Origin of the sequence: Escherichia sp. MOD1-EC5189, from assembly GCF_002966045.1 — a bacterium.
GTDB lineage: Bacteria > Pseudomonadota > Gammaproteobacteria > Enterobacterales > Enterobacteriaceae > Escherichia > Escherichia coli_F.
In genome coordinates this window covers 90330-114523 of sequence record NZ_PTRX01000008.1, presented here as the reverse complement: position 1 = coordinate 114523, position 24194 = coordinate 90330, and the positions used below count along the sequence as shown (strand labels likewise).

Here is a 24194-nt window from a genome sequence, read left to right as displayed (position 1 = left end):
TAAAAGTGGTAATGGGTCAGGAAAAGCTATACATCGAAAAAGAGCTCAGTTGGTTATCGTTCAATGAACGCGTGCTTCAGGAAGCGGCGGACAAATCTAACCCGCTGATTGAAAGGATGCGTTTCCTGGGGATCTATTCCAATAACCTTGATGAGTTCTATAAAGTCCGCTTCGCTGAACTGAAGCGACGCATCATTATTAGCGAAGAACAAGGTTCCAACTCTCATTCCCGCCATTTACTGGGCAAAATTCAGTCCCGGGTGCTGAAAGCCGATCAGGAATTCGACGGCCTCTACAACGAGCTGTTGCTGGAGATGGCGCGCAACCAGATCTTCCTGATTAATGAACGCCAGCTCTCCGTCAATCAACAAAGCTGGCTGCGTCATTATTTTAAGCAGTATCTGCGTCAGCACATTACGCCGATTTTAATCAATCCTGACACTGACTTAGTGCAGTTCCTGAAAGATGATTACACCTATCTGGCGGTGGAAATTATCCGTGGCGATACCATCCGTTACGCGCTGCTGGAGATCCCATCAGATAAAGTGCCGCGATTTGTGAATTTACCGCCAGAAGCGCCGCGTCGACGCAAGCCGATGATTCTTCTGGATAACATTCTGCGTTACTGCCTTGATGATATTTTCAAAGGCTTCTTTGATTATGACGCGCTGAATGCCTATTCAATGAAGATGACCCGCGATGCCGAATACGATTTAGTGCATGAGATGGAAGCCAGCCTGATGGAGTTGATGTCTTCCAGTCTCAAGCAGCGTTTAACTGCTGAGCCGGTGCGTTTTGTTTATCAGCGCGATATGCCCAATGCGCTGGTTGAAGTATTACGTGAAAAACTGACTATTTCCCGCTACGACTCCATTGTCCCCGGCGGTCGTTATCACAATTTTAAAGACTTTATTAATTTCCCCAACGTCGGCAAAGCCAATCTGGTGAACAAACCACTGCCGCGTTTACGCCACATTTGGTTTGATAAAGCCCAGTTCCGCAATGGTTTTGATGCTATTCGCGAACGCGATGTGTTGCTCTATTATCCTTATCACACTTTTGAGCATGTACTGGAACTGCTGCGTCAGGCTTCGTTCGACCCGAGCGTACTGGCGATTAAAATTAACATTTACCGCGTGGCGAAAGATTCACGCATCATCGACTCGATGATCCACGCCGCGCACAACGGTAAAAAAGTGACCGTGGTGGTTGAGCTACAGGCGCGTTTTGACGAAGAAGCCAATATTCACTGGGCGAAGCGCCTGACCGAAGCAGGCGTGCACGTTATCTTCTCTGCGCCGGGGCTGAAAATTCACGCCAAGCTGTTCCTGATTTCACGTAAAGAAAACGGTGAAGTGGTGCGTTACGCGCACATCGGGACCGGGAACTTTAACGAAAAAACCGCGCGGCTTTATACTGACTATTCGTTGCTGACCGCTGATGCGCGCATCACCAACGAAGTACGGCGTGTGTTCAACTTTATTGAAAACCCATACCGTCCGGTGACATTTGATTATTTAATGGTGTCACCACAAAACTCCCGCCGTTTGTTGTATGAGATGGTGGACCGCGAGATCGCCAACGCGCAGCAAGGGCTGCCCAGCGGTATCACTCTAAAGCTAAATAACCTTGTCGATAAAGGTCTGGTCGACCGTCTGTATGCGGCTTCCAGCTCCGGCGTGCCGGTGAATCTGCTGGTTCGCGGCATGTGTTCGCTGATCCCTAATCTGGAAGGCATTAGTGATAACATCCGTGCTATCAGTATTGTTGACCGTTACCTTGAACATGACCGGGTTTATATTTTTGAAAATGGCGGCGATAAAAAGGTTTATCTTTCTTCCGCCGACTGGATGACGCGCAATATTGATTATCGTATTGAAGTAGCGACGCCACTACTCGATCCACGCCTGAAGCAGCGAGTACTGGACATCATCGACATTTTATTCAGCGATACGGTCAAAGCGCGTTATATCGATAAAGAACTTAGTAATCGCTACGTTCCCCGCGGTAACCGCCGCAAAGTGCGGGCGCAGTTGGCGATTTACGATTACATCAAATCCCTCGAACAACCTGAATAACCCTATGCCAATACACGACAAATCCCCTCGTCCGCAGGAGTTTGCTGCGGTCGATCTTGGTTCAAACAGTTTCCACATGGTTATTGCCCGTGTGGTGGATGGCGCTATGCAGATTATTGGTCGCCTGAAACAGCGGGTCCATCTGGCAGACGGTCTGGGGCCAGATAATATGTTGAGTGAAGAGGCAATCACACGCGGATTGAACTGCCTATCGTTGTTTGCTGAACGCTTGCAGGGATTTTCGCCTGCCAGCGTTTGTATTGTTGGCACCCATACGCTGCGTCAGGCGTTGAATGCTACTGACTTTTTGAAACGCGCGGAAAAGGTCATTCCCTACCCGATTGAAATTATTTCCGGTAATGAAGAAGCCCGTCTGATTTTCATGGGCGTGGAACATACCCAGCCGGAAAAAGGTCGCAAACTGGTTATTGATATTGGCGGCGGATCTACGGAACTGGTGATTGGTGAAAATTTCGAACCGATTCTCGTTGAAAGCCGCCGGATGGGTTGTGTCAGCTTTGCCCAGCTTTATTTCCCTGGCGGGGTCATCAATAAAGAGAATTTTCAGCGCGCTCGCATGGCGGCAGCACAAAAACTGGAAACTTTAACCTGGCAATTTCGCATTCAAGGCTGGAACGTGGCAATGGGCGCTTCCGGTACCATAAAAGCCGCCCATGAAGTGTTAATGGAAATGGGCGAGAAAGACGGGATAATTACCCCGGAACGTCTGGAAAAACTGGTAAAAGAAGTTTTACGTCACCGTAATTTCGCATCGCTGAGTTTACCGGGTCTTTCCGAAGAACGGAAAACTGTCTTCGTTCCTGGACTGGCGATTTTATGCGGTGTGTTTGATGCCTTAGCCATCCGTGAACTGCGCCTTTCTGATGGGGCGTTACGCGAAGGCGTATTGTATGAAATGGAAGGACGTTTCCGTCATCAGGATGTGCGTAGTCGCACCGCCAGTAGTCTCGCTAACCAGTATCACATCGACAGTGAACAGGCCCGACGGGTGCTGGATACCACTATGCAAATGTACGAACAGTGGCGGGAGCAGCAACCGAAGCTGACGCATCCGCAACTGGAAGCGCTACTGCGATGGGCCGCCATGCTGCATGAGGTCGGATTGAATATCAACCATAGCGGTTTGCATCGCCACTCCGCTTATATCTTGCAAAACAGCGATTTACCGGGATTTAATCAGGAACAGCAGCTGATGATGGCGACGCTGGTACGCTATCACCGTAAAGCGATTAAGCTCGACGATCTGCCGCGCTTTACCTTGTTTAAAAAGAAACAGTTTCTGCCGCTGATTCAGCTATTGCGTCTTGGCGTCTTGCTCAACAATCAACGTCAGGCAACCACCACACCGCCAACATTAACGCTGATTACCGATGACAGTCACTGGACATTGCGTTTTCCGCATGACTGGTTTAGTCAGAATGCACTGGTACTGCTTGATCTGGAAAAGGAGCAAGAATACTGGGAAGGCGTGGCTGGCTGGCGATTGAAAATTGAAGAAGAAAGTTCACCTGAAATCGCTGCTTAATGCTTTGCGGGCCGACGAGAAATGTCGGCCCTCGCTGTTCAGGCACTTTCGCGAATGGGTTCGATTTCATTCAGCGTATCAATTAACGGTTGCGGCTTACCAATAAGATAACCCTGCATATAATCTATCCCTAAAGAAAGCACCGCCTCGCGGATCTCTTCGTTTTCAACGTACTCTGCCACTACCAGCATTTTCTTCATTCGCGCCAGGTGACAAATCGACGCCACTATCTGGTAATCCAGACTATTTGACACAATATTGCGGATAAAACTGCCGTCAATTTTAAGGAGATCGGCATTCACATTTTTAAGCCGCGCATAGCTGGCGTAGCCGGTGCCGAAATCATCAATCGCAATCTGGCAGCCTAATTCCTGAAGATGCTGCAAGGTGATTTGCGCCTGCTTAACATTGGTCAGCGCATTACTTTCGGTGACTTCAAAAATAAGTTGCCACGCTTCAATCTGGTATTTAGCCAGCAGCTGACTGACTTCAACAGGAAAACGAGCCTGACATACCGAGGTTGGCGACAGATTAATCGCAAAACGGTGAGCGGGCATCTTCGCTCTGTTTTCAGCCATAAATTGCAGCGTATGCTCAATGACCCACATGTCGATACTCGACGATAAACCAAATTCGTGCGCGACCGGCAAGAAGCTGTCGGGGCTGATCAGTTCATCATTATCACCTTTCATGCGCAGAAGGATCTCATGGTAGACATCACCACGCATACCGGTAATCGGCTGGGCCATCAGGAAAAAATGGTTGTGTTCCAGCGCCTGCTGTAGCCGATTCATCATCGCGACTTTATCTTTCAATTCGCGTTGCAAATACATTGCCCCGCGACGCTGCATATTTTCCGGGGCGTTGGTCACGATGGAAAGTTCGGCGACCGTATTTAGCTCTCCCAGCAGTAAGTAGATATGATTCACCGGCGAGCGCACATAGCAGTAACTGACGCCAATCTGCGGTTGCATCGGCATTCCATCCCAAAAGAAACGAAATTGCTTGAGATGGCTATCCAGTGCGGTAATGCGCTCCTGGTGCGATTCTGTATTCAGTCGCAGCGCGAGATCGTTACCCGAAAGCTGATAAACATCTTCACCCGGTTCCAGCAATGGTGACAGCCAGTGAGAAAGTTTTTGCTTGTATTGAATCCGTAGCATGATGCCATAGTTCTTAACCAGCATTTCCATGCCGGGGATGCGTAAATAACAAAGCGCAGACCAGGGGGCATCACGCAACGCGCGATTCAGGGCGCGAACATTTGGCAGATGAACCACCGGGTCCACATACGCAAGCCGCTGAATGCGTCTGACTACCGCTCGCTGACGGGTTGCCAGTACAGCCATATAATTGACAATAAAAGAGAATACCAGATAACTGGAGGAGGTTATGGTCAGTTGCGTGGTATAGCCAGGATAAATGGGAATGTAATTTTGATAGCTGTGGATGCTGATCATCAGCACGACCGCCCAGAGCAGCGAAATCAACTTATAACCATAGCGCATGGCTCCCCACATCATCAGGGGTAGCAATAATGACAAGGTATAATTGGTGCTGAAAATCGTGCTTTTTTCATTTAACGGCATGCATAACAGCAACAACAACGCACCTAATGCCAATAGCCAGAGCGCGAATTCTTTTTTGGTGACTTTGACATCAACTTGCTGTTTTAATTGCGAATAATAGCTGCGTAAATAAAACGGATTTCGCACCACCCGAATGATGAAGTAGCACAGCGGAACACCAATCAGATTGCCCACCAGTAAGGCCTGATAATTGATTAAGGTCCCGAGGTTAAAAGGCATGACGCCGACCAGATTTTCTCTACTCGCCAGTAACCCTACAAACGCAGCAAACTGGAAAAGTATCAGAAACAGCGTTGCAGGAAACACAATCTGCCAGAATATACGCTGGGAAATTAAACGGGTATCACCATGTGAAACGTTGTTACGCCGGGGAGTAAAGACCCTGTAACCGCCCCAACAGAGAATGATAATGATAATAAAATTAGCTGTTAATGAGAGCGTTTCGTAAAAACCCAGCTCTGAATATTTGCGGACAAAAATCCCTAAGGCGATCCCTGGCAATGCCGCCCAGCTGAAAAACATCATCATGCTGATCATCAGTGCCAAAGGCAGGTAAAAGAGAAAAACCTCACCGGAAGAAATATGCGCGAAAGTATTAATATGGGCGAAAATGGGCAAGATTAAAGAAGGCAGGAACAGCGGAAGCCCCCACCATTTATCACGTATTTTTATATAGGTTGCATTCAGTTTCATAGATGCTCAGCAGAATCCCCCACATCCTGAAGGAGGTGTATTCAGACAGGCATCCCACCTGACTTCGAATGATGATTATTCATCACTATAGAGAGCATTGATTCTAAGTGTCATATGAAAGTTCCAATTGATATATATCAAACAAAATAACCCTGATTAATGAATTATTACGTTTATCATGTTAATTCATCATTATTACATCATCATTGTAAATAATTAAATTAACTTCCATAACATTAAAATATGTATCCACTGACGCTTTTTTACATAACGAAGAATTGACCATTTTGTCCTGTTGTGCCTTAATGTAAGTACCGTCCACGGCGTGGGACATACTTCAAGGAACCTTTTGTGAGTCAGGCAACCAGTATGCGAAAACGACACCGATTTAACAGTCGCATGACCCGTATCGTACTGCTCATCAGCTTTATCTTCTTCTTTGGCCGTTTTATCTACTCGTCCGTCGGTGCATGGCAGCACCATCAGAGCAAAAAAGAAGCTCAGCAATCCACACTCTCCGTCGAATCACCGGTACAACGTTAGCGGTTACCTTCTCCACTTTCACAGAACATAACGGCACCTCGCTGTCGGATGCTTTTGCTCTTTGGGATTATCAAAGCGGCAGATATTCTTTCATCTTAAATTTTACGTCTTTGTCCTGACTGATGTTTATCCTGTTTGGCTGCGAAATAAATATAAAATTAATACATATGTTTTAATGATGTATTTTTATAAATTATTTTCCACATGAATTTTAATAAATTTAATCTATTCCTTTATACGCAATACATTTACTTTCCTCTTTTGATGATCTTAAATGTCTTATTTTTCGTAATGTGTATAACAAGGAATAGTGATGAAATTTAAAAAATGTCTTCTGCCTGTGGCAATGTTAGCGTCATTCACTCTGGCAGGATGCCAGTCAAATGCTGATGATCATGCCGCCGATGTTTATCAAACCGATCAACTGAATACCAAACAAGAAACTAAAACCGTTAATATTATTTCCATTCTTCCCGCAAAAGTTGCCGTAGACAACTCCCAAAATAAACGAAACGCACAAGCCTTCGGCGCGCTTATTGGTGCAGTCGCTGGCGGTGTTATCGGCCACAACGTGGGGTCTGGCAGCAATTCCGGAACGACGGCAGGTGCAGTTGGCGGCGGAGCTGTTGGCGCGGCAGCAGGTTCTATGGTGAATGATAAAACCTTAGTGGAAGGTGTTTCTCTAACGTATAAGGAAGGCACCAAAGTGTATACCTCCACCCAGGTGGGTAAAGAGTGCCAGTTTACGACAGGTTTAGCCGTTGTTATTACCACGACGTATAACGAAACGCGTATTCAGCCAAATACCAAATGTCCTGAAAAGAGCTAATAATCAGGAGGAGTCATGAAGAAAGTTTTTCTTTGCGCCATCTTAGCCTCCTTAAGCTATCCGGCTATCGCCTCATCATTGCAGGATCAACTCTCTGCTGTCGCAGAAGAGGAACAGCAAGGTAAAAATGAAGAGCAAAGGCAGCATGACGAATGGGTCGCGGAGCGCAACAGGGAAATCCAGCAAGAGAAGCAACGTCGCGCAAACGCCCAGGCCGCCGCTAACAAAAGAGCGGCAACGGTAGCGGCAAATAAGAAAGCTCGTCAGGATAAACTGGACGCCGAAGCCACTGCGGACAAGAAACGCGATCAAAGTTATGAAGATGAGCTACGCAGCTTAGAGATTCAGAAACAAAAACTGGCGCTGGCGAAAGAAGAAGCCCGCGTTAAGCGAGAAAACGAATTTATCGATCAGGAACTGAAGCACAAAGCTGCGCAAACCGATGTGGTGCAATCTGAAGCTGACGCAAACAGGAATATGACTGAAGGCGGTCGCGATCTGATGAAAAGCGTGGGCAAAGCAGAAGAGAACAAATCGGACAGCTGGTTTAACTAAGCGATGTCAGTAACTTCAATCCTATGATTCGTGAGTATAAAAAACCCTCTGTAGTAACAGAGGGTTTTGCTAATTCATAGTGCAGGGATCAAATCATTCCCACTCAATAGTCGCCGGTGGCTTGCCGCTGATGTCATACACCACGCGGGAAATACCGTTCACTTCATTGATAATGCGGTTGGAAACGCGACCAAGGAAATCGTACGGCAGATGCGCCCAGTGTGCGGTCATAAAGTCGATGGTTTCGACGGCACGCAGAGACACAACCCAGTCGTATTTACGACCATCGCCCATTACGCCAACAGAACGTACCGGCAGGAACACGGTAAACGCCTGGCTAACTTTGTCGTACAGGTCCGCTTTACGCAGTTCTTCAATGAAGATGGCATCAGCACGGCGCAGCAGGTCGCAGTACTCTTTCTTCACTTCGCCCAGCACACGAACGCCAAGCCCTGGTCCCGGGAACGGGTGACGGTACAGCATGTCGTACGGCAGGCCCAGCTCCAGACCAATTTTACGCACTTCGTCTTTGAACAGCTCTTTCAGCGGTTCAACCAGGCCCATCTTCATCTCTTTCGGCAGGCCGCCCACGTTGTGGTGAGATTTGATGACGTGAGCTTTACCGGTTGCAGACGCGGCAGATTCGATAACATCAGGGTAGATAGTACCCTGCGCCAGCCACTTCACATCTTCCAGTTTCAGCGCTTCTTCATCGAATACTTCAACGAAAACGCGACCGATGATTTTACGTTTTGCTTCCGGATCGTTTTCACCAGCCAGCGCTGACAAGAAGCGATCTTCTGCCGGAACGTGAACAATGTTCAGACCAAAGTGATCGCCAAACATATCCAGAACCTGCTCTGCTTCGTTGAGACGCAGCAGGCCGTTGTCGACGAATACGCAAGTCAGGTTTTTGCCGATTGCGCGGTGCAGCAGCATTGCAGTCACGGAGGAATCCACGCCACCAGAGAGGCCGAGGATCACTTTATCGTCGCCTACCTGCTCGCGGATACGGGCTACTGCATCGTCAATAATTTTCGCTGGCGTCCACAGGGCTTCACACTGGCAGATATCACGCACAAAACGCTCCAGCATGCGCATCCCCTGGCGGGTGTGAGTCACTTCCGGGTGGAACTGTACGCCATAGAAGCGTTTTTCTTCATTTGCCATGATGGCGAACGGGCAGCTTTCGGTGCTGGCTACGGTGATGAAGTCGGACGGGATAGCGGTAACTTTATCGCCGTGGCTCATCCAGACATCGAGCAGAGGTTTACCGTCTGCTGTCAGAGCATCTTCGATACCGCGAACCAGTGCGCTGTCGTTTACGACTTCAACCTGCGCATAGCCAAATTCACGTTCGTTAGAGGCTTCAACATGACCACCCAACTGCATTGCCATGGTCTGCATACCATAGCAAACGCCGAATACCGGTACGCCTGCTTCAAAGACATACTGCGGCGCACGCGGGCTGTTTTCTTCGGTGGTGCTTTCCGGGCCGCCGGAAAGAATAATGCCGCTTGGATTGAAGTCACGAATTTGTGCTTCTGTCACATCCCACGCCCACAGTTCGCAGTAAACACCCAGTTCACGCACGCGGCGCGCAACCAGTTGGGTGTACTGAGAACCGAAGTCCAGAATGAGGATGCGATGCTTATGAATGTTTTCCGTCATTGACGCTTATTCCGAGGCAAGTGAAACAGATAATATAAATCGCCCGACATGAAGTCGGGCGAAGAGAATCAGGAGCCCAGACGGTAGTTCGGGGACTCTTTAGTAATGGTCACGTCGTGAACGTGGCTTTCCTGAATGCCCGCACCGCTGATACGTACAAACTCCGCTTTAGTACGCAGTTCGTCGATAGTACCACAGCCGGTCAGGCCCATACAGGAGCGCAGGCCGCCCATCTGCTGGTGAATGATCTCTTTCAGACGACCTTTGTAGGCTACACGGCCTTCGATACCTTCCGGCACCAGTTTGTCGGCAGCGTTGTCGCTCTGGAAGTAACGGTCAGAAGAACCTTTGGACATCGCGCCCAGAGAGCCCATCCCACGGTAAGACTTGTAAGAACGGCCCTGGTAGAGTTCGATTTCACCCGGGGATTCTTCCGTACCCGCCAGCATGGAACCTACCATCACCGCGCTTGCACCAGCAGCGATAGCTTTCGCGATATCGCCAGAGAAACGAATACCACCGTCAGCGATAACCGGAATCCCGGTGCCTTCCAGGGCTTCTACTGCGTCAGCAACGGCAGTGATCTGCGGTACACCGACGCCAGTAACAATGCGGGTAGTACAAATAGAACCTGGGCCGATACCCACTTTAACGGCACTGCAACCGGCTTCTGCCAGCGCGCGGGCACCTGCAGCTGTTGCCACGTTGCCGCCGATGATTTGCAGGTCAGGATATTTAGCGCGAGTTTCACGGATACGCTGCAGAACGCCTTCAGAGTGACCGTGAGAGGAGTCGATCAGCAGAACGTCAACGCCTGCGGCAACCAGCGCATCAACACGCTCTTCGTTACCCGCACCTGCACCAACCGCTGCACCTACACGCAGACGGCCTTGTTCGTCTTTACAGGCGTTCGGTTTACGCTCCGCTTTCTGGAAGTCCTTCACAGTGATCATGCCGATCAGGTGGAATTCATCATCAACCACCAGCGCTTTTTCAACGCGTTTTTCGTGCATTTTTGCCAGCACAACTTCACGGGCTTCGCCTTCACGCACGGTTACCAGACGCTCTTTCGGCGTCATGTAAACGCTAACCGGCTGGTTCAGATCGGTAACAAAACGCACGTCACGACCGGTGATGATGCCGACCAGTTCGTTTTCTTCGGTAACTACCGGATAGCCTGCAAAACCGTTACGCTCGGTCAGTTCTTTCACTTCGCGCAGCGTCGTGGTTGGCAGAACAGTCTGCGGATCAGTCACCACGCCAGATTCGTGTTTTTTCACGCGGCGAACTTCTTCAGCCTGGCGTTCAATGGACATGTTTTTGTGGATAAAGCCGATACCGCCTTCCTGAGCCAGGGCGATAGCCAGGCGCGCTTCCGTTACGGTATCCATTGCTGCGGAGAGCATAGGAATATTCAGACGAATAGTTTTCGTCAGCTGGGTGCTGAGGTCAGCAGTATTCGGCAGAACGGTAGAATGAGCAGGAACGAGGAGAACGTCGTCAAACGTCAGAGCTTCTTTAGCGATACGTAGCATGGGCAATATCTCGACCAGAGTGGTTAATAAATATTGCCGCGGCATTATACAGAGCGTAACCGATTGCATCTACCCCTTTTTGCAAAAAATGCTTGCTATCCCCGGAGGGCGGGTTACTATCGACTGAATAACCTGCTGATTTAGAATTTGATCTCGCTCACATGTTACCTTCTCAATCCCCTGCAATTTTTACCGTTAGCCGCCTGAATCAAACGGTTCGTCTGCTGCTTGAGCATGAGATGGGGCAGGTGTGGATCAGTGGCGAAATCTCTAATTTCACACAACCGGCTTCCGGTCACTGGTACTTTACGCTTAAAGACGATAACGCCCAGGTGCGCTGCGCGATGTTCCGCAACAGCAATCGCCGGGTGACCTTTCGCCCGCAGCATGGGCAACAGGTTTTAGTTCGCGCCAACATTACGCTGTATGAACCGCGCGGCGATTATCAAATTATTGTCGAAAGCATGCAGCCCGCCGGTGAAGGTTTGCTGCAACAGAAGTACGAACAGCTTAAAGCGAAGTTGCAGGCTGAAGGGTTATTCGACCAGCAATTCAAGAATCCGCTACCGTCACCTGCGCACTGCGTGGGCGTTATCACCTCAAAGACCGGTGCTGCACTGCACGATATTTTGCATGTGTTGAAACGCCGCGATCCGTCTCTGCCGGTGATCATCTACCCGACCGCCGTTCAGGGCGATGACGCACCAGGGCAAATCGTTCGCGCCATTGAGCTGGCGAATCTTCGCAACGAATGTGACGTACTGATCGTCGGGCGTGGCGGTGGTTCGCTGGAAGATTTATGGAGTTTTAACGATGAACGCGTGGCACGGGCGATTTTTGCCAGCCGCATTCCGGTGGTCAGCGCCGTTGGGCATGAAACCGATGTGACGATTGCCGACTTTGTTGCTGATCTACGTGCGCCAACGCCGTCAGCCGCCGCCGAAGTGGTGAGCCGCAATCAGCAAGAGTTACTGCGTCAGGTGCAGTCTGCGCAGCAACGGCTGGAAATGGCGATGGATTACTACCTCGCCAACCGCACACGACGTTTTACGCAGATTCATCACCGTTTACAGCAGCAGCATCCACAGCTCCGGCTGGCGCGTCAGCAAACCACGCTTGAGCGTCTGCAAAAGCGGATGAGCTTTGCGTTGGAGAATCAGCTTAAACGCGCCGGTCAGCAACAGCAGCGATTAACACAGCGGCTGAATCAGCAAAATCCGCAGCCGAAGATTCACCGTGCGCAAACGCGGATCCAACAGCTGGAATATCGTCTCGCTGAAACACTTCGCGCACAGCTTAGCGCCACGCGCGAACGCTTTGGTAATACAGTGACGCACCTCGAAGCGGTGAGTCCACTCTCCACGCTCGCACGCGGTTATAGCGTTACCAGCGCCGCTGATGGCGCGGTGCTAAAACAGGTTAAGCAGGTGAAAGTGGGTGAGACACTGACCACTCGCCTGGGCGATGGCGTAGTGATCAGTGAAGTGAGTGCTGTGACGAAAAGCCGCAAGCCGCGCAAGAAAACCTAATGACGCATTGCGAATCTTATTTACATCTTGGCCCCCATTTACAGACCCGATAAGACTACTGGAAACAAGTCGCAAACCCTGCGGTACTGGATGCCTGAATACCGCAGTTTTGTGTCCCCGCCCCTTCATCCATACCACAATAGAACGAACCGGCCCGATCGGTAGAGAAATAGGGGAAGCTTATCGATGATGGCCATCCCAGCGCGCTAAAACCGCTATGCAATGACTGTAAATCGGTATAGCTCGGTGCTCTACTAAAGTCACCGCACTGCTTTGCAATATCCCATTTTTGAGCATCGATCACATGTGCCAGCGCCCAGATTTCATTATTCACCGTTGGCGCTACTGCCGCTGTAGCCCCTGACGGCAACTCTGATTTCAATAGCGGGCGATGTAACGTCTTGCCACTTACGGTGGCGGTATCCGCCATATGCCCCCAGAAATACGCCGTGGCGACATTCGGACTGGTCGGCACGGTGAAAATCGTGTCCAGCGTCGCCGTTATTGTGGCGTTATCCGTCAGCGTCACCGTCAACGGCGTTTTATATCCTGGCGTATTATCCTGACGAACGGTAAAACTTGCCGTACCGTCCGCCCCTGTCACACCGTCGACTGTATTCCCACTGTCAGCCAGCGTTACCACCGTCCCGCTGGCAGGTTGTACCGTCATATCATCCATCGCCGCAACATCACCATACAATGTCGCCCCGCTGTTACGCGGCACGGCATCACCACGTTTTAAGGTGAAAGCGACATTCGGTACCGGCTTCCCGGCGCTGTCTTTTACGGTAACAACGAGGGGCACGGCTTCACCTTTTTTTACCTTCGCTGCCTGCGTAGTGGCATCTATCGCCGTCGATGTCAGCGTGACGCTGGAGACGGTCGCGCGGGGATTGACCAGACATCCCTGATACCCCGTACTCGCCGTCGACGACTCAAAACCATTATTCAGACTGACAACCAGGGCATTCCCCTGCTTGTTATCCAGTGCCCACCATGCATACTTCGTAGACCAGCCGATTTGAGTCGTCAGCGTGTTCCCCGGATAGCGCGCGTAGAGCGATAATAAATCATCGCTCAATGGCCGACGTGCCGCTTCACAAGGACTGAGGCTGCTATCTTCCCTTTGCGTTGCCTTAAACAACGGCCACACTTCATTGTTATCCGTCACCTGACTGACTCCGGCGCTCGACGGCAGCTCTTTCAACAATTTAGGCCGTTCAAAGACCACGCCGTTTTCCGCCGTTACAGTATCCGGCATATGGCCCCAGTAGGTCGCCATTGCGGAATCCGGGCTGGTGACGACGGTAAAGATCGCATCAATGACGCTGGTAGTTGCGACATCTCGCGCCAGTATAGCGGTGAACGAGATGGCCAGGCCGATGGTCTCAGGCTGTTCAACATTGAAAGTGGCCGTACCATCACTGCCGGTGAAACCTTGCCATTGCGTATCGTGTGCGGCCAGAGAAAACTCCGCCGACACAGGTGTCAACTCTGTCAACGTCATTGCATTTGCCGGCGTGTTCACTCCTGCTCCTGAACGGCTCATCGCTGAACCACGCCTGAGCGTCACGGCCTCTCCCGCCAGCGGGTTACCATCACGGTCTTTGACCGTCACCACAATTGGCAGTGGGTTACCTTTTTTCACTGACGCGCTAGGCCGCCCGCCATTACTGAGGGTTCTGGTGTTATCCATTGCGGATGACGTCAACATTACGCTGACGCCTGCCGGATGCGGCTTCGTCAGGCAAAGCATCAGCGCGTTGTTTGCCGAGCTCTTCGCGATATCTCCTGCGCTCAGGCTGACAGTCTGATACTGCCACGTATATAAATCCGGCATGACCATATCATAAGCCCACCACTTGCCTGCATATATCGGCAGCCCCAGGTCAGTCATTATCGCGCCGTTGGGATGATCATTATACAAATCCAACAATTCATTACTGCGCGGTTGATTCTCCAGCGGACAATCTGTCGATGTTAAATTTTGAACGTTGCTCATATACGACCACACTTCACCATTGCCGTTAGTGCTAATCGATGACCCTGAAGTCGCTTCGGCTTTCAGGAGCGGTCGTCTGAAGGTGACGCCTGCCGAACTGGTAAAGGTGTCCGGCATGTGTCCCCAGAATTTCGCGCTCGGTGAGTCCGGGCTGGTTATCACCGTGTAGATAACATCCAGCGTAGCGGTTTTGGTTGTATCGCGCGCCAGCGTGACGGTTATCGGTGTCGCCAGACCGGTCGTGGCATTCTGGCTCACTTCAAAGGTGGCTGTGCCATCACTGCCCGTTGTTCTGAGCACTTTTGCCCCATTTGCCGTCAGCACAGCGTCACTGTTCGCGGGTATCAATGACTTCACGGTAAGATCGTCCGCACTCGAGTTAACGGTTGCTTTCGAGCGATCCAGCGTCGTTTCACGCGTGAGGGTAAAGTCGGCATAGGGTACCGGATTCCCGGCGCTATCACGTACGGTCACCGTCAGCGGAATCGTCTCACCTTTCTTCGCTACGGCGCTCGGTCGACCACCATTGCTGACCGTTTTTGCCGCATCCTGTGCTGTTGAAGTGATCTCTATCATCGCCGGAACGGTATGCGGTTCCACCAGGCACATCACTACCGCCGTATAACTGGACGATGCCTGAACTGTCTGACCATTAACGAGCGAATATGCCTGGTTGCTCCAGCTGCTGCCAGAAACCGTCATCATGTCGTAGGCCCACATATACCCAGCGGAAGTCGGCAAGCCGAGCACCGTGCCCAACTGGTTGTTAGGGTAATCCGCATACAACCCCTGCATGTCAGTCGTCAGCGGTTGATAACTCTCATCACATCCAGCCTTGCTGGCATCCGTTTTCTCCGTTGCTGTCAGGCGCGACCAGACTTCATTATTGGTCGTTACCGCCGTACCACCAGAAAGTTCAGCCTTGAGGAAAGGCCGTTTGAAGGTGACGCCTTCGCTGCTGGTAAAGGTTTCTGCCATATGCCCCCAGTAGGCCGCCAGCGGTGTATCCGGGCTGGTGACGACGGTGAAGATCACTGGCAAGGTGTTCGACGACACGCCGGTATCGTTCAACAGAGCATAAAAGTCGGTTTTGAGTCCAGTAGACGCATCCTGTCGGAGTGTCATCGTGGTGGTTCCGTCTGGCCCGGTCACGCCATACAGAATGGTCGATGCAGTGGTATCCACCGTCGTACCCGACGCAGTCGTGACCGACACTTTCTGCGATGTTGACGCCACATTTTGGCGATTGACCGGGTTAGCGTGTTTCAGGGCAAACGGCGTATTGCCGACTAAATTCCCCTGAGCATCTTTAGTCGAAATGCGGATCGACACGCTATCGCCTTTCTGCACTTTGATCGCGCTAAGCGTACTGTCAATGCTGACAAATTGCGCGGGGTCTGAGGCCTCCAGCGTAATCTGGCTAGCAGCCGTCAACGGCGTTGTGCGGCAGGTTTGTAGCACGACTGTGTTCGTCGAGATTTGTGAGACTGCACCAGTATTCAGTTGCACCACATTGTAGTAACGGCTCCCTGTTTGCGTATCACTCGGGGTATTGGTGAGATAGGTCGTTTTTACCGGCCATCCCTGCACCGTACTCATCACATTACCGCTATTGGCGTCATACAAAGACTTCAGTCCATCCAGCGTCGGCATATAATCTGTACCACACCCATTCATGCTGGTGTCAGCCGACTGAGTCCAGGTGAATCTTGCCCAATCTTCACCGTTTTCAGCCGTAGAATTTCGACCACTGGTGTTACTCAGCTCTTTCAACAACAGTGGTCGTTTATAGATTGTACCGTCGGAGGCCATCACCGTTTCGGCCATATGTCCCCAAAAATTCGCTTTTGGCGAATCCGGGCTGGTCACGACAGTAAAGACCACCGGTAGCGTCGCCTTGACGCTGCTGGACGTATCCAGTTTTGCCGTGAGATCGGTTCTTAACCCGGTACTGTTATCCTGTTTCAGGGTAAATGTCGTTGACCCGTCTGCACCAGTCACGCCGTAAATCGTTTCACTCGTCGACTGGAAATTATTTCGCGTATTTCCCCAGGCATCCGTCACCGTCAGCGCGCCCACGCTCGCGGTTGCTGATGCGTTAGCCCGACTCACGCTGTTGGCACGCGTCAGGATAAATGCCGTATTGCCCACCAGGTTGCCTTGCGTATCTTTGGTGGTGACGCGCACCACGGATTCTTCGCCTTTTTTCGCTTTTACCACGTTATAGGTGGTATCCAGCGTCGCCGGATCTGCCGCTTCCAGCAGAATTTGGCCCACCGTGGTTACCGGCGTGGTCTGGCAGGTCAGCAGTTGCAGCGCCGTTGATGACACTGCCGCACTCGTGCCATTGCTGAGATCTACCGCCTTGTAGTTACGCTGCTCCATGCTGCCGTTGTCGGACGTGTTGGACAAATAGCGTGTTGCCACCGGCCAGCCCTGCACGGTTTTCATGGTGTTGCCCGCATTATTAGCAAACAGTGAAGTCAGACCGGCTTGAGTCGGAATATAGTTGGTTCCACAGCCACTATACGTCGTGGAAGAACTCGCATAATTAATGTTAAACAACGCCCAGTTTTCATTGTCTTCAGACGTCGATGTTCGCCCAGTCTGATAGGCCAGTTCCTTCAACAACAGCGGGCGTTTAAATACCGTACCGTCCGCAGCCGTCACCGTTTCCGGCATATGGCCCCACATTTTCGCTTTGCTACTATCCGGGCTGGTGACCACAGTAAAGATCGTATCCAGGCTGTCTTTTTTCGTCGCATCAGAGTAAAGCGTCGCCGTCAGCGCCGTTTTGGTGCCGTGAGTATCCGGGCGGGTAATATTGAGGATTTTGCTGCCGTCGCTGCCGGTCATGGCAGTATAAAATCCCGCGGTGTCGTTCAACGTCGTTTCATCCGCCAGCCCACTGTTAATCACCACCGGTGCCACCAGCGCATCGCCACTACCGGCAATATGTTTTTCGCCCGTGCGGGTATAACCGTCTCCGCGACTCAGTTTAAATGGCATATCCGTGAGCGGATTACCCTGCGAGTCTTTTACCGTTACCTTAACCTGTAGCGTTTCGCCTTTTTTCAGCTTCGCCGCGTTATTTCCGGCAGCCCACTGTGCGTTATCAACCACATCCAGCGTAATGCTGCTGGCTGGTTTGTTCGCCGTCGTCAGGCAACTGACGTAAACCGGTGTATCGCCGCCGATGGCCTGTGCGCCGTTATCCAGGGCAATGGTGTAATAGTGCGGCGTTACATCCGCGGGGGAACTGCTCCAGTAGGGCTGACGCTGCGTCGGCCAGCCGTGTGTGGCTTGCACCGCATTACCGTTATTAGCGTCATAGAGCGCACTGAGCTGGGAGCGGCGCGGCAGCATATTGGTTCCGCAACCGCCTTTACTGGTAATGGCCGTACTGGCCTGGCTAACGCGCGCCCAGACTTCGTTTTTTTCCGTTAGTGTGCCATCCGGACTGGCGATTTCTGCTGCCAGCTTAGGCCGGGTAAAGGTTAATGAATCAACGGTAATCGTTTCATCCATATGGCCCCACATCTGCGCCCCACTAACATCCGGGCTGGTTGGGGTGGTAAAAATAACATTGTAATTAATGGCATTTGGTAGATGGGAATTGACCGGCGTAATGCTCAGCACGGTTCTTAACCCCACCCCCTGGGGTTGCTCTATTTCGACCGTTGCCACGCCTTGTGCATCTGTCGTACCTGTGTAGACCATCGACGGCTGTGATGTGCCGTATTGCGTGCCATTCATCGAGATTGCGCCGCTGCTCGGGTCATCAAACCCGCTCACCAGCCCCGCTCGGTTATACCCCATGCCTTTAGTGATGGTGAAGGCAGTAAAGGGTACCGGGGTATTATTGAGCGCGTTAACCGTACGCACGGTCATCACGACGGTGTCTCCCACTTTGGCCTGCGCTTTGGTGCCAGGGGTGACATCGTGATCGGTGCTCACTTCAACCTTCGCGACCATCTCATTGCCCGAACAGGAGAGGTAATTTCGCTTAAAGCCGGGGTAGCTGTCGACGTTTCCGTTCGCCAAATTCACCGATGAATGCGTGGCTTGCTCCACCGCGCTTAGGTAGTTCTGTTGTGCGGTGGGCCAGCCATACTCAGTGCCAATCGCGTTACCGGGATGGGCTGAAAAAAGGCTTTCCAGCCCACTCTGACTTGGCGTATGGCCGACGCCGCATTCAGCCTGCATACTGGTGTCTTGATCGAACAGCGCCCAGTCTTCGTTATTTTCCCGCACCGATCCCAGTTCATGCTCAGTTTCATCCGCCAGCACTGGGCGTTTGAACAGACTGCCAGATACAACAATGCCGCGCATATGGCCCCACATCCGCGCCTTGTCGCTGTCCGGGCTGGTGATCACAGTAAAAATCACGTCTTTGGCATCTGTAGCCGTAAAATTGCTGCGCATTTTCGCCGTGATATGGGTTTTCACGCCTGCGCCGTCGGGCTGACTCAGGGTTAGCGAAGCCTGACCGTTGACATCGGTCATGCCTTCATAGGTGTGAGCATCAACCTGTTGCAAATTCGAACCACCAGTAATCTGCACCGGATGGGCTTCCCAGGCGGAATCGGTTTGATTTTTGCGGTTAACGCCGTCATCCAGATGCAGCGAGAAGTAGTAATACGCCAGTGGTTGATCGTTATTTTTATTGTCGGTGATCGTCAGACGCATCGTGGCGTCTTCGCCCACCTGCGCTTTCATCGCCTGTGCCGTATCATCATAGTTTTCGGGCGTAAGGACGATTTTCGGTTCGACATCAGGCGCGGGTTTATCCACGCAGCTTACAAGAAACGGGGTGCTATCCGGCTTTTGCGTTTCACCACGGTTAGAGACATCCGCCGCATGGTGCTGCCCGGTGGTGCCCGCCAGCGATGACCAGTAATAATCCCCCTGCATCGGCCAGCCAAGGACAGCCTGCACCGACGTGGGGATAACGGTCGCCAGCGCGCCGAAGTGGCGCATGCCGGGCAGCACGGTGCAGTGGCTATCTGCGCCGCTCCAGGTGAAGGTGGACCAGGTTTCGTTGTGATCGACGACCGTGGCGCTTTCATTGCTGACTTCTGCCGCCAGCTTTGGTCGACTGAAGGTGTAACCGTGGGCTTCTACCGTCTCCGCCATATGGCCCCACATCGTGGCCTGCGCCACGTCCGGGCTGGTAAGTACGGTAAAAATCACCGCGGTTTCGCTGGTTTGCGCAATGCCGGAGATGCTAACCACCAGTGGCGTTTTGACGCCAGGGCCATTCGGTTGGCTCACCGTGATGGTGGCCGTGCCGTTGGCATCAGAGGTGCCATGGTATTCGGTAGCCGTCGTCGTTAACTCGGTGCTATCCAGTACCACTGGCGCACTATTATTCACTGCCCCCTGGCGATTTTCAGCATCTTTACGTTTGATAATAAACGGAATATTACCCGCGACGTTGCCCTGACAATCTTTAGTCGTGACGGTGAGCGTGATGGTGTCGCCAACGGTGGTTTTTGCCGCCGCGATCGTTTCGTTAAAACCACTGGCGCTCACCAAGATTAAGTCGCCCTGCGCGGGTGCGATGTTAAGGGTCACTTTCTGGTCCACCAGCGCCACCGTCCCCGCATAGGGATACCCGGTCGAGGTCAACAGGTAGAGCAGTGGGAGGGTTTGCTGCGCATCAATCTGCGGCCAGGCCACCAGCGAGCGTCCGGCGAGCCCCTGAGCACAAAAGCTACGGTTAGCAATGGGTTGTGGGTTAAGGGGCACATCGGGCGTGGCGGCATCGGCCCACACCAGGCTGACGGTAGGGGGTGTTTGATTTTCCCAGCGCAGCGCAGGTGGTGTGGAAAACTGGTCGCCTTCATTGTCCTGAGGATTAGCAACAATCAGGTTAGCGGCGTCATCGTCAACGCTAAATTCATTCGGTTTAGTAGAAAACCCGACATCATGAGATTCGCCAGGATTAAGCTGAACACTGCCCTGATAGACGGGTACGCTGGCGCTGTCGGCAAAAGGAACGGTTCCGTTAAACTCGCCTGTAGAATCAGGATATGTCTGCCATTCCACCCCTGCTCGTGCAAAGTCAGACAGCATAAACGCTGCCAACATGCCCAGAAGCATAATGATTTTCCCTGGTTTCAGACATACCGACATGTAGAAAACTCCAACATGATAAACAAAACATCAACCTGTTTTGCTTAACGCGTCGCTAAGCAAAACAGGCGGAAAACAGCATTCCCGTATGGGAATGCTGTTGTGCGCATTAGTGGTGTTTGTAAATGATAGACAGCGTATAGCCCTGAACGCCGTCGCCGTTTGCCGGGATCGCAAGACCACTCTTACCATTACGATCACTACCGTTAAGGCTGGTTCTTGCTTCTTCGTTAGTTTGTGGGATAACAATTTTATTGTTATCGAAGCTGGCATTAGCAATACCGCCTGCAGCACGGAGTTGTTTACTGTTACCGTTAAAGACCCATGCAAAGTCATAGTTAGCGGTAACGTCCATATCCGTACCCGCGTCATATTTACCGTTCTGGTTTTCATCCGAGTACAGTTTGGCCACATACGTTTTGTTAAGCGCAATGGCCGTATTACCACCGATAAGGTTGGTAGTGGTACCTTCCTCGAAGATGGCAACTTTCAGATTCTGGTTCACAACCGGGCCGGGATCGACATTGTCCGTATCGCTGCCGCCACCGCTGGCCGTTGAAATATCCAGCAGAGTCAGCGACGTTCCCTCGAAGGGATTACCGGTCTGGGTAATGGGCTGGATTTCAACACCGATATAACGCCCACGTTCGTCATTGGTGAGTTTATAACTCGTCTTACCCGCCGCTGCGGTCAGCTCCGTTTTACCGCCACCCGCATTATCGCTGTAGCTGTACCATTTGATAGTGGCTGTCGTTTTCGCATCAATGCCTGCGGGACCATCATCAATATCCCCTTCGGTATCGCCGATATCCCAACCCAGCGTGATGGTATCCCCTGAGTAAAGGCGTTTATCCGTCTCGCTACCCGGAGGACGGGTCCCTTTACCATCTGACGTCACTTTAATGTGATCCGCATCTTCCGAGTTAATCGTGGCATTCCCTCCTTCGCGATAGAGCCAGGGTATGGTCCCCTCGAATTCAGCGGTCGTTCCACTGGCGACCCAGGCGGCATCTTCCGCCATAGCGGCTGGTACGGCACAGTATCCAGCCAGCATCAGTGCCAGCGCGACTTTTGTCAGGCCACGTTTCATATGAGGTTTCATAAACACTCTCCTTGATTAATATTCAGCGGTGGCCCGATCAGCCATGGCGCCGACCCTATTTCTTGCTGTAATTGACCTGCAAACCGTATCCCTGCACACCATCGGTTACCTGAGCATTAAATTTTGCTGCCGCTTCCTTGTTGGTTGCCGGGATCTCTATATCGACGTTCGTGGTATTGGTTTGCGCGCCGGTATTGCCATTTACGCTATTCCCCGTGAATTCCCACTGATAGTCATACTGTTTCATCTCGTCGTCAGTGAGCTTCTCAGAAAGCTGGAACACGCCGTCTTTGTTAGCGTCGCGCCACAGCACAAAGCGATAGCGGCTATTGAGGGGCAACGGTTCTTTGTTGCCGATAAGATTGACGGGCTTAGCTGCACCAACGCGGTAGATAAAAGCATTCAGCCCGCCGATGTCAGAACCCAGGAACGTTACGTCAACATAGTTACTGTCATCGTAAGGGGCGGCTTTCGCCTTCCAGCGGAAAGTGCCGGGCAACGTACTGGAGAGCGTAACGGTCCCCTTTTCTTTATCTTGTTTGGCGATAAAAACGCACGGCACTTCGGTGGTGCAGGGTTTATTCGTCAGCGTCACTTTTTTATCGTTGGCATCAAACAGCTGCGGGCTGAGATTATCCTGCGGCAAGACATTACCGTTACGGTCAGTGTTGTCGCCAAAGCTATCGGTAACGTCGAGATCCATGACGACACCATCTACACCATCTGCTTGCGCACTGGCTTCGTGGCTGTGATTGTTCTCATCCGGTACATTGGCGATGTTGTTAACGATGAGCTCAATTTTACGGTCCTGCTGAACGGTAATTTCCACCACGCCGGAGTTCTGCCGATTGCCTTTTTCATCTTCCAGCGCCAGGCGTACCCGCCAGGTATTGAGTTTTTCCTGGTCGGCTTTATCAGAGCTGTACTGCCAGGCAGGCAGTACCAGATTCCAGTGGTTGTTGTTCCCTTCGGTAAGGGTGTTTTCTTTGATAACCGGCATCACCAGCGTACGTGCAGCATTGTTTTTCGCCTGCCAGGAGGCAGCAACGATTTTGTAATGATGATTAATGAGCGCGTTAATGGTCCACTTACATTTTTCCAGCCCGATGGCTGCTTCTGGCGTATCTTTAATCACGCACTCGGGATGTTCATTCGTCGCATCAGCTTTCAGCCACAAAGTGACATCGAGGGGATCTTTCTCTTTGTATTCCAGAACAATAAAGTTGTTACGTTCAACAAAGTCGTGACGGCTGCCCATGAGCGAGTGAGCCGCGCTTACTTTGTCAGGATCAAGCTGGTCTTTGAGCGGGACGCCAAACTGGTAGTTCAGCGTTGCGTTAACAGAAAGATCGGTATTATCGCCAGTGCCGGCTTTGAAATCCGTTCCTACGGCAATGAGCGGTACGGGCTGGTATTTCACACCCAGCGTGACGGCGAAGGGATCTTTCTCCAGATTATCGGTGCCAAAAAGCGCGACTTCATCACCGTAATACTGTTCGAAAACGATTTTACCGCCAAGCTGCGGGTAAGCAGGTAGCCAGGCTTCGGCGCGAATATCCCAGCCGCGCGCCGGGCGCTCCTCATAAAAATCGAAATCTTCGGAGTCTTTCCAGTCAGAAAGCGGATGATAATAGTTGCCAGAGAATTTTAAATAATCAGTCCAGGCTTCGGCACCTAAACCTAAACGGCGATGCCCACGGGTAAAATCATAATCATAAAATATATTTCCACCCAATAACCATCTATCAAAATTATGTCTTACACCAAGCCCAATATTCCCGGTCGTACGATCTTCTTTTCGTTGTGCAGAAAATTGGCTGAAATAAACAGTAGTTTGATTATCATACCAGGGAACAAAATAGTCGATGGAACTGCCATCCAGATCGCCGCCCTGACCAAGAGAAAGATTCGTTCGGACCTTACCGTAGGGGGAGAGTGTATCCTCAATATAAGATTGTGTCGTAGAGGTAATTTGACTTTGCAGATAGCTTCTGGCCTGGGACTCCAGCGCCTCGGGTGTCAGGTTTTCAAACCCTTGCGTGGCAGAGTTAATGACGTAATCGGCACCACGCTCTTTTAGCGATTTACCCTTGTTAGTTTGTTCTTCCTGTTGTGCGGCCTGACTACCTAAATCAGGTAACGATTCTTTATGCTCAACATTTATCTCTGGAGCCGCAAAAGCAGCTCCAGAGATAAATGTTAGCATAATACAGCGTTTCCATCGCAGCATGCACATCCCCTGTGACATTAATAATGCTTAAAATTAGCTCTAATATTCTATTCCAGATTATTCAGAAAGGCACGCTAGGAAAACTAAATATAATCTTAAATTTATAACACAGTGATTTCGCTCACTTACATTTGCGTTTCAACAAATAAAATAG

Annotated in this window: 13 protein-coding genes; 6 read left to right on the top strand and 7 right to left on the bottom strand. The window is 51.3% G+C overall.

Annotation, left to right across the window (positions count from 1 at the left end; genetic code table 11):
* Positions 1-11 precede the first annotated feature (11 nt).
* Together ppk1 and ppx are read left to right on the top strand one after the other, a co-directional pair.
* Positions 12-2078, top strand: coding sequence for a polyphosphate kinase 1 (ppk1, locus tag ATB02_RS09375; protein ID WP_105271462.1), 2067 nt, complete (start codon positions 12-14; stop codon positions 2076-2078).
* Between the two features lie 4 nt (positions 2079-2082).
* Positions 2083-3624 carry an exopolyphosphatase gene (ppx, locus tag ATB02_RS09370; protein WP_105271461.1) on the top strand — a complete coding sequence of 514 codons (1542 nt, stop codon included), beginning with the start codon at positions 2083-2085 and terminating at the stop codon, positions 3622-3624.
* A gap of 38 nt (positions 3625-3662) precedes the next feature.
* Here ppx and pdeF read toward each other — a convergent pair whose 3' ends face one another.
* Both pdeF and ATB02_RS26445 read right to left on the bottom strand, forming a co-directional pair.
* Positions 3663-5906 carry a cyclic-guanylate-specific phosphodiesterase PdeF gene (gene pdeF, locus ATB02_RS09365; RefSeq protein WP_105271460.1) on the bottom strand — a complete coding sequence of 748 codons (2244 nt, stop codon included), beginning with the start codon at positions 5904-5906 and terminating at the stop codon, positions 3663-3665.
* 181 nt (positions 5907-6087) lie between these two features.
* A complete protein-coding gene (locus ATB02_RS26445; RefSeq protein WP_000017552.1) occupies positions 6088-6240 on the bottom strand; it encodes a hypothetical protein in 153 nt (50 codons plus the stop codon).
* 17 nt (positions 6241-6257) lie between these two features.
* Between ATB02_RS26445 and ATB02_RS09355 the strand changes: the two genes are divergently transcribed.
* The 3 genes from ATB02_RS09355 (at position 6258) to ATB02_RS09340 (ending at position 7833) form a co-directional block, all read left to right on the top strand.
* Positions 6258-6449, top strand: a complete 192-nt coding sequence (locus ATB02_RS09355; RefSeq protein WP_000076001.1) for a YfgG family protein — start codon at positions 6258-6260, stop codon at positions 6447-6449.
* A 310-nt stretch (positions 6450-6759) separates the two neighbouring features.
* Positions 6760-7278 (top strand): glycine zipper 2TM domain-containing protein, encoded by a 519-nt coding sequence (locus tag ATB02_RS09345; RefSeq protein ID WP_001295476.1) that lies wholly within the window; start codon positions 6760-6762, stop codon positions 7276-7278.
* A gap of 15 nt (positions 7279-7293) precedes the next feature.
* Entirely contained in the window at positions 7294-7833 is a 540-nt protein-coding gene (locus ATB02_RS09340) for a DUF5384 family protein (RefSeq protein ID WP_105271459.1), read from the top strand.
* A 93-nt stretch (positions 7834-7926) separates the two neighbouring features.
* Here the strand turns inward: ATB02_RS09340 and guaA are convergent, their stop codons facing one another.
* Positions 7927-9504, bottom strand: coding sequence for a glutamine-hydrolyzing GMP synthase (guaA, locus tag ATB02_RS09335; protein ID WP_000138270.1), 1578 nt, complete (start codon positions 9502-9504; stop codon positions 7927-7929).
* A 68-nt stretch (positions 9505-9572) separates the two neighbouring features.
* Entirely contained in the window at positions 9573-11039 is a 1467-nt protein-coding gene (guaB, locus tag ATB02_RS09330) for an IMP dehydrogenase (RefSeq protein WP_001299507.1), read from the bottom strand.
* A gap of 161 nt (positions 11040-11200) precedes the next feature.
* On the opposite strand from guaB, the gene xseA reads away from it, so the two are divergent.
* The gene (gene xseA / locus ATB02_RS09325) at positions 11201-12568 is read left to right on the top strand and encodes an exodeoxyribonuclease VII large subunit (protein ID WP_105271458.1); all 1368 of its coding nucleotides are present in this window, start codon (positions 11201-11203) and stop codon (positions 12566-12568) included.
* Between the two features lie 55 nt (positions 12569-12623).
* Here the strand turns inward: xseA and ATB02_RS09320 are convergent, their stop codons facing one another.
* The 3 genes from ATB02_RS09320 to sinH all read right to left on the bottom strand — a co-directional run bounded on the left by ATB02_RS09320 (position 12624) and on the right by sinH (position 24040).
* Positions 12624-20708 carry an adhesion domain-containing protein gene (locus tag ATB02_RS09320; RefSeq protein ID WP_105271457.1) on the bottom strand — a complete coding sequence of 2695 codons (8085 nt, stop codon included), beginning with the start codon at positions 20706-20708 and terminating at the stop codon, positions 12624-12626.
* A 109-nt stretch (positions 20709-20817) separates the two neighbouring features.
* Entirely contained in the window at positions 20818-21810 is a 993-nt protein-coding gene (locus tag ATB02_RS09315) for a SinI family autotransporter-associated protein (RefSeq protein ID WP_105271456.1), read from the bottom strand.
* A 55-nt stretch (positions 21811-21865) separates the two neighbouring features.
* On the bottom strand, positions 21866-24040 hold the full coding sequence (gene sinH / locus ATB02_RS09310; protein ID WP_105271455.1) for an intimin-like inverse autotransporter SinH: 2175 nt from the start codon (positions 24038-24040) through the stop codon (positions 21866-21868).
* Positions 24041-24194: the final 154 nt, after the last annotated feature.

Coding starts and splice junctions, on each gene's coding strand:
- ppk1 (WP_105271462.1), top strand. CDS start 12: ATGGGTCAGGAAAAGCTATACATCGAAAAAGAGCTCAGTTGGTTATCG.
- ppx (WP_105271461.1), top strand. CDS start 2,083: ATGCCAATACACGACAAATCCCCTCGTCCGCAGGAGTTTGCTGCGGTC.
- pdeF (WP_105271460.1), bottom strand. CDS start 5,906: ATGAAACTGAATGCAACCTATATAAAAATACGTGATAAATGGTGGGGG.
- ATB02_RS26445 (WP_000017552.1), bottom strand. CDS start 6,240: ATGTCCCACGCCGTGGACGGTACTTACATTAAGGCACAACAGGACAAA.
- ATB02_RS09340 (WP_105271459.1), top strand. CDS start 7,294: ATGAAGAAAGTTTTTCTTTGCGCCATCTTAGCCTCCTTAAGCTATCCG.
- guaA (WP_000138270.1), bottom strand. CDS start 9,504: ATGACGGAAAACATTCATAAGCATCGCATCCTCATTCTGGACTTCGGT.
- guaB (WP_001299507.1), bottom strand. CDS start 11,039: ATGCTACGTATCGCTAAAGAAGCTCTGACGTTTGACGACGTTCTCCTC.
- xseA (WP_105271458.1), top strand. CDS start 11,201: ATGTTACCTTCTCAATCCCCTGCAATTTTTACCGTTAGCCGCCTGAAT.
- ATB02_RS09320 (WP_105271457.1), bottom strand. CDS start 20,708: ATGTCGGTATGTCTGAAACCAGGGAAAATCATTATGCTTCTGGGCATG.
- ATB02_RS09315 (WP_105271456.1), bottom strand. CDS start 21,810: ATGAAACCTCATATGAAACGTGGCCTGACAAAAGTCGCGCTGGCACTG.
- sinH (WP_105271455.1), bottom strand. CDS start 24,040: ATGCTGCGATGGAAACGCTGTATTATGCTAACATTTATCTCTGGAGCT.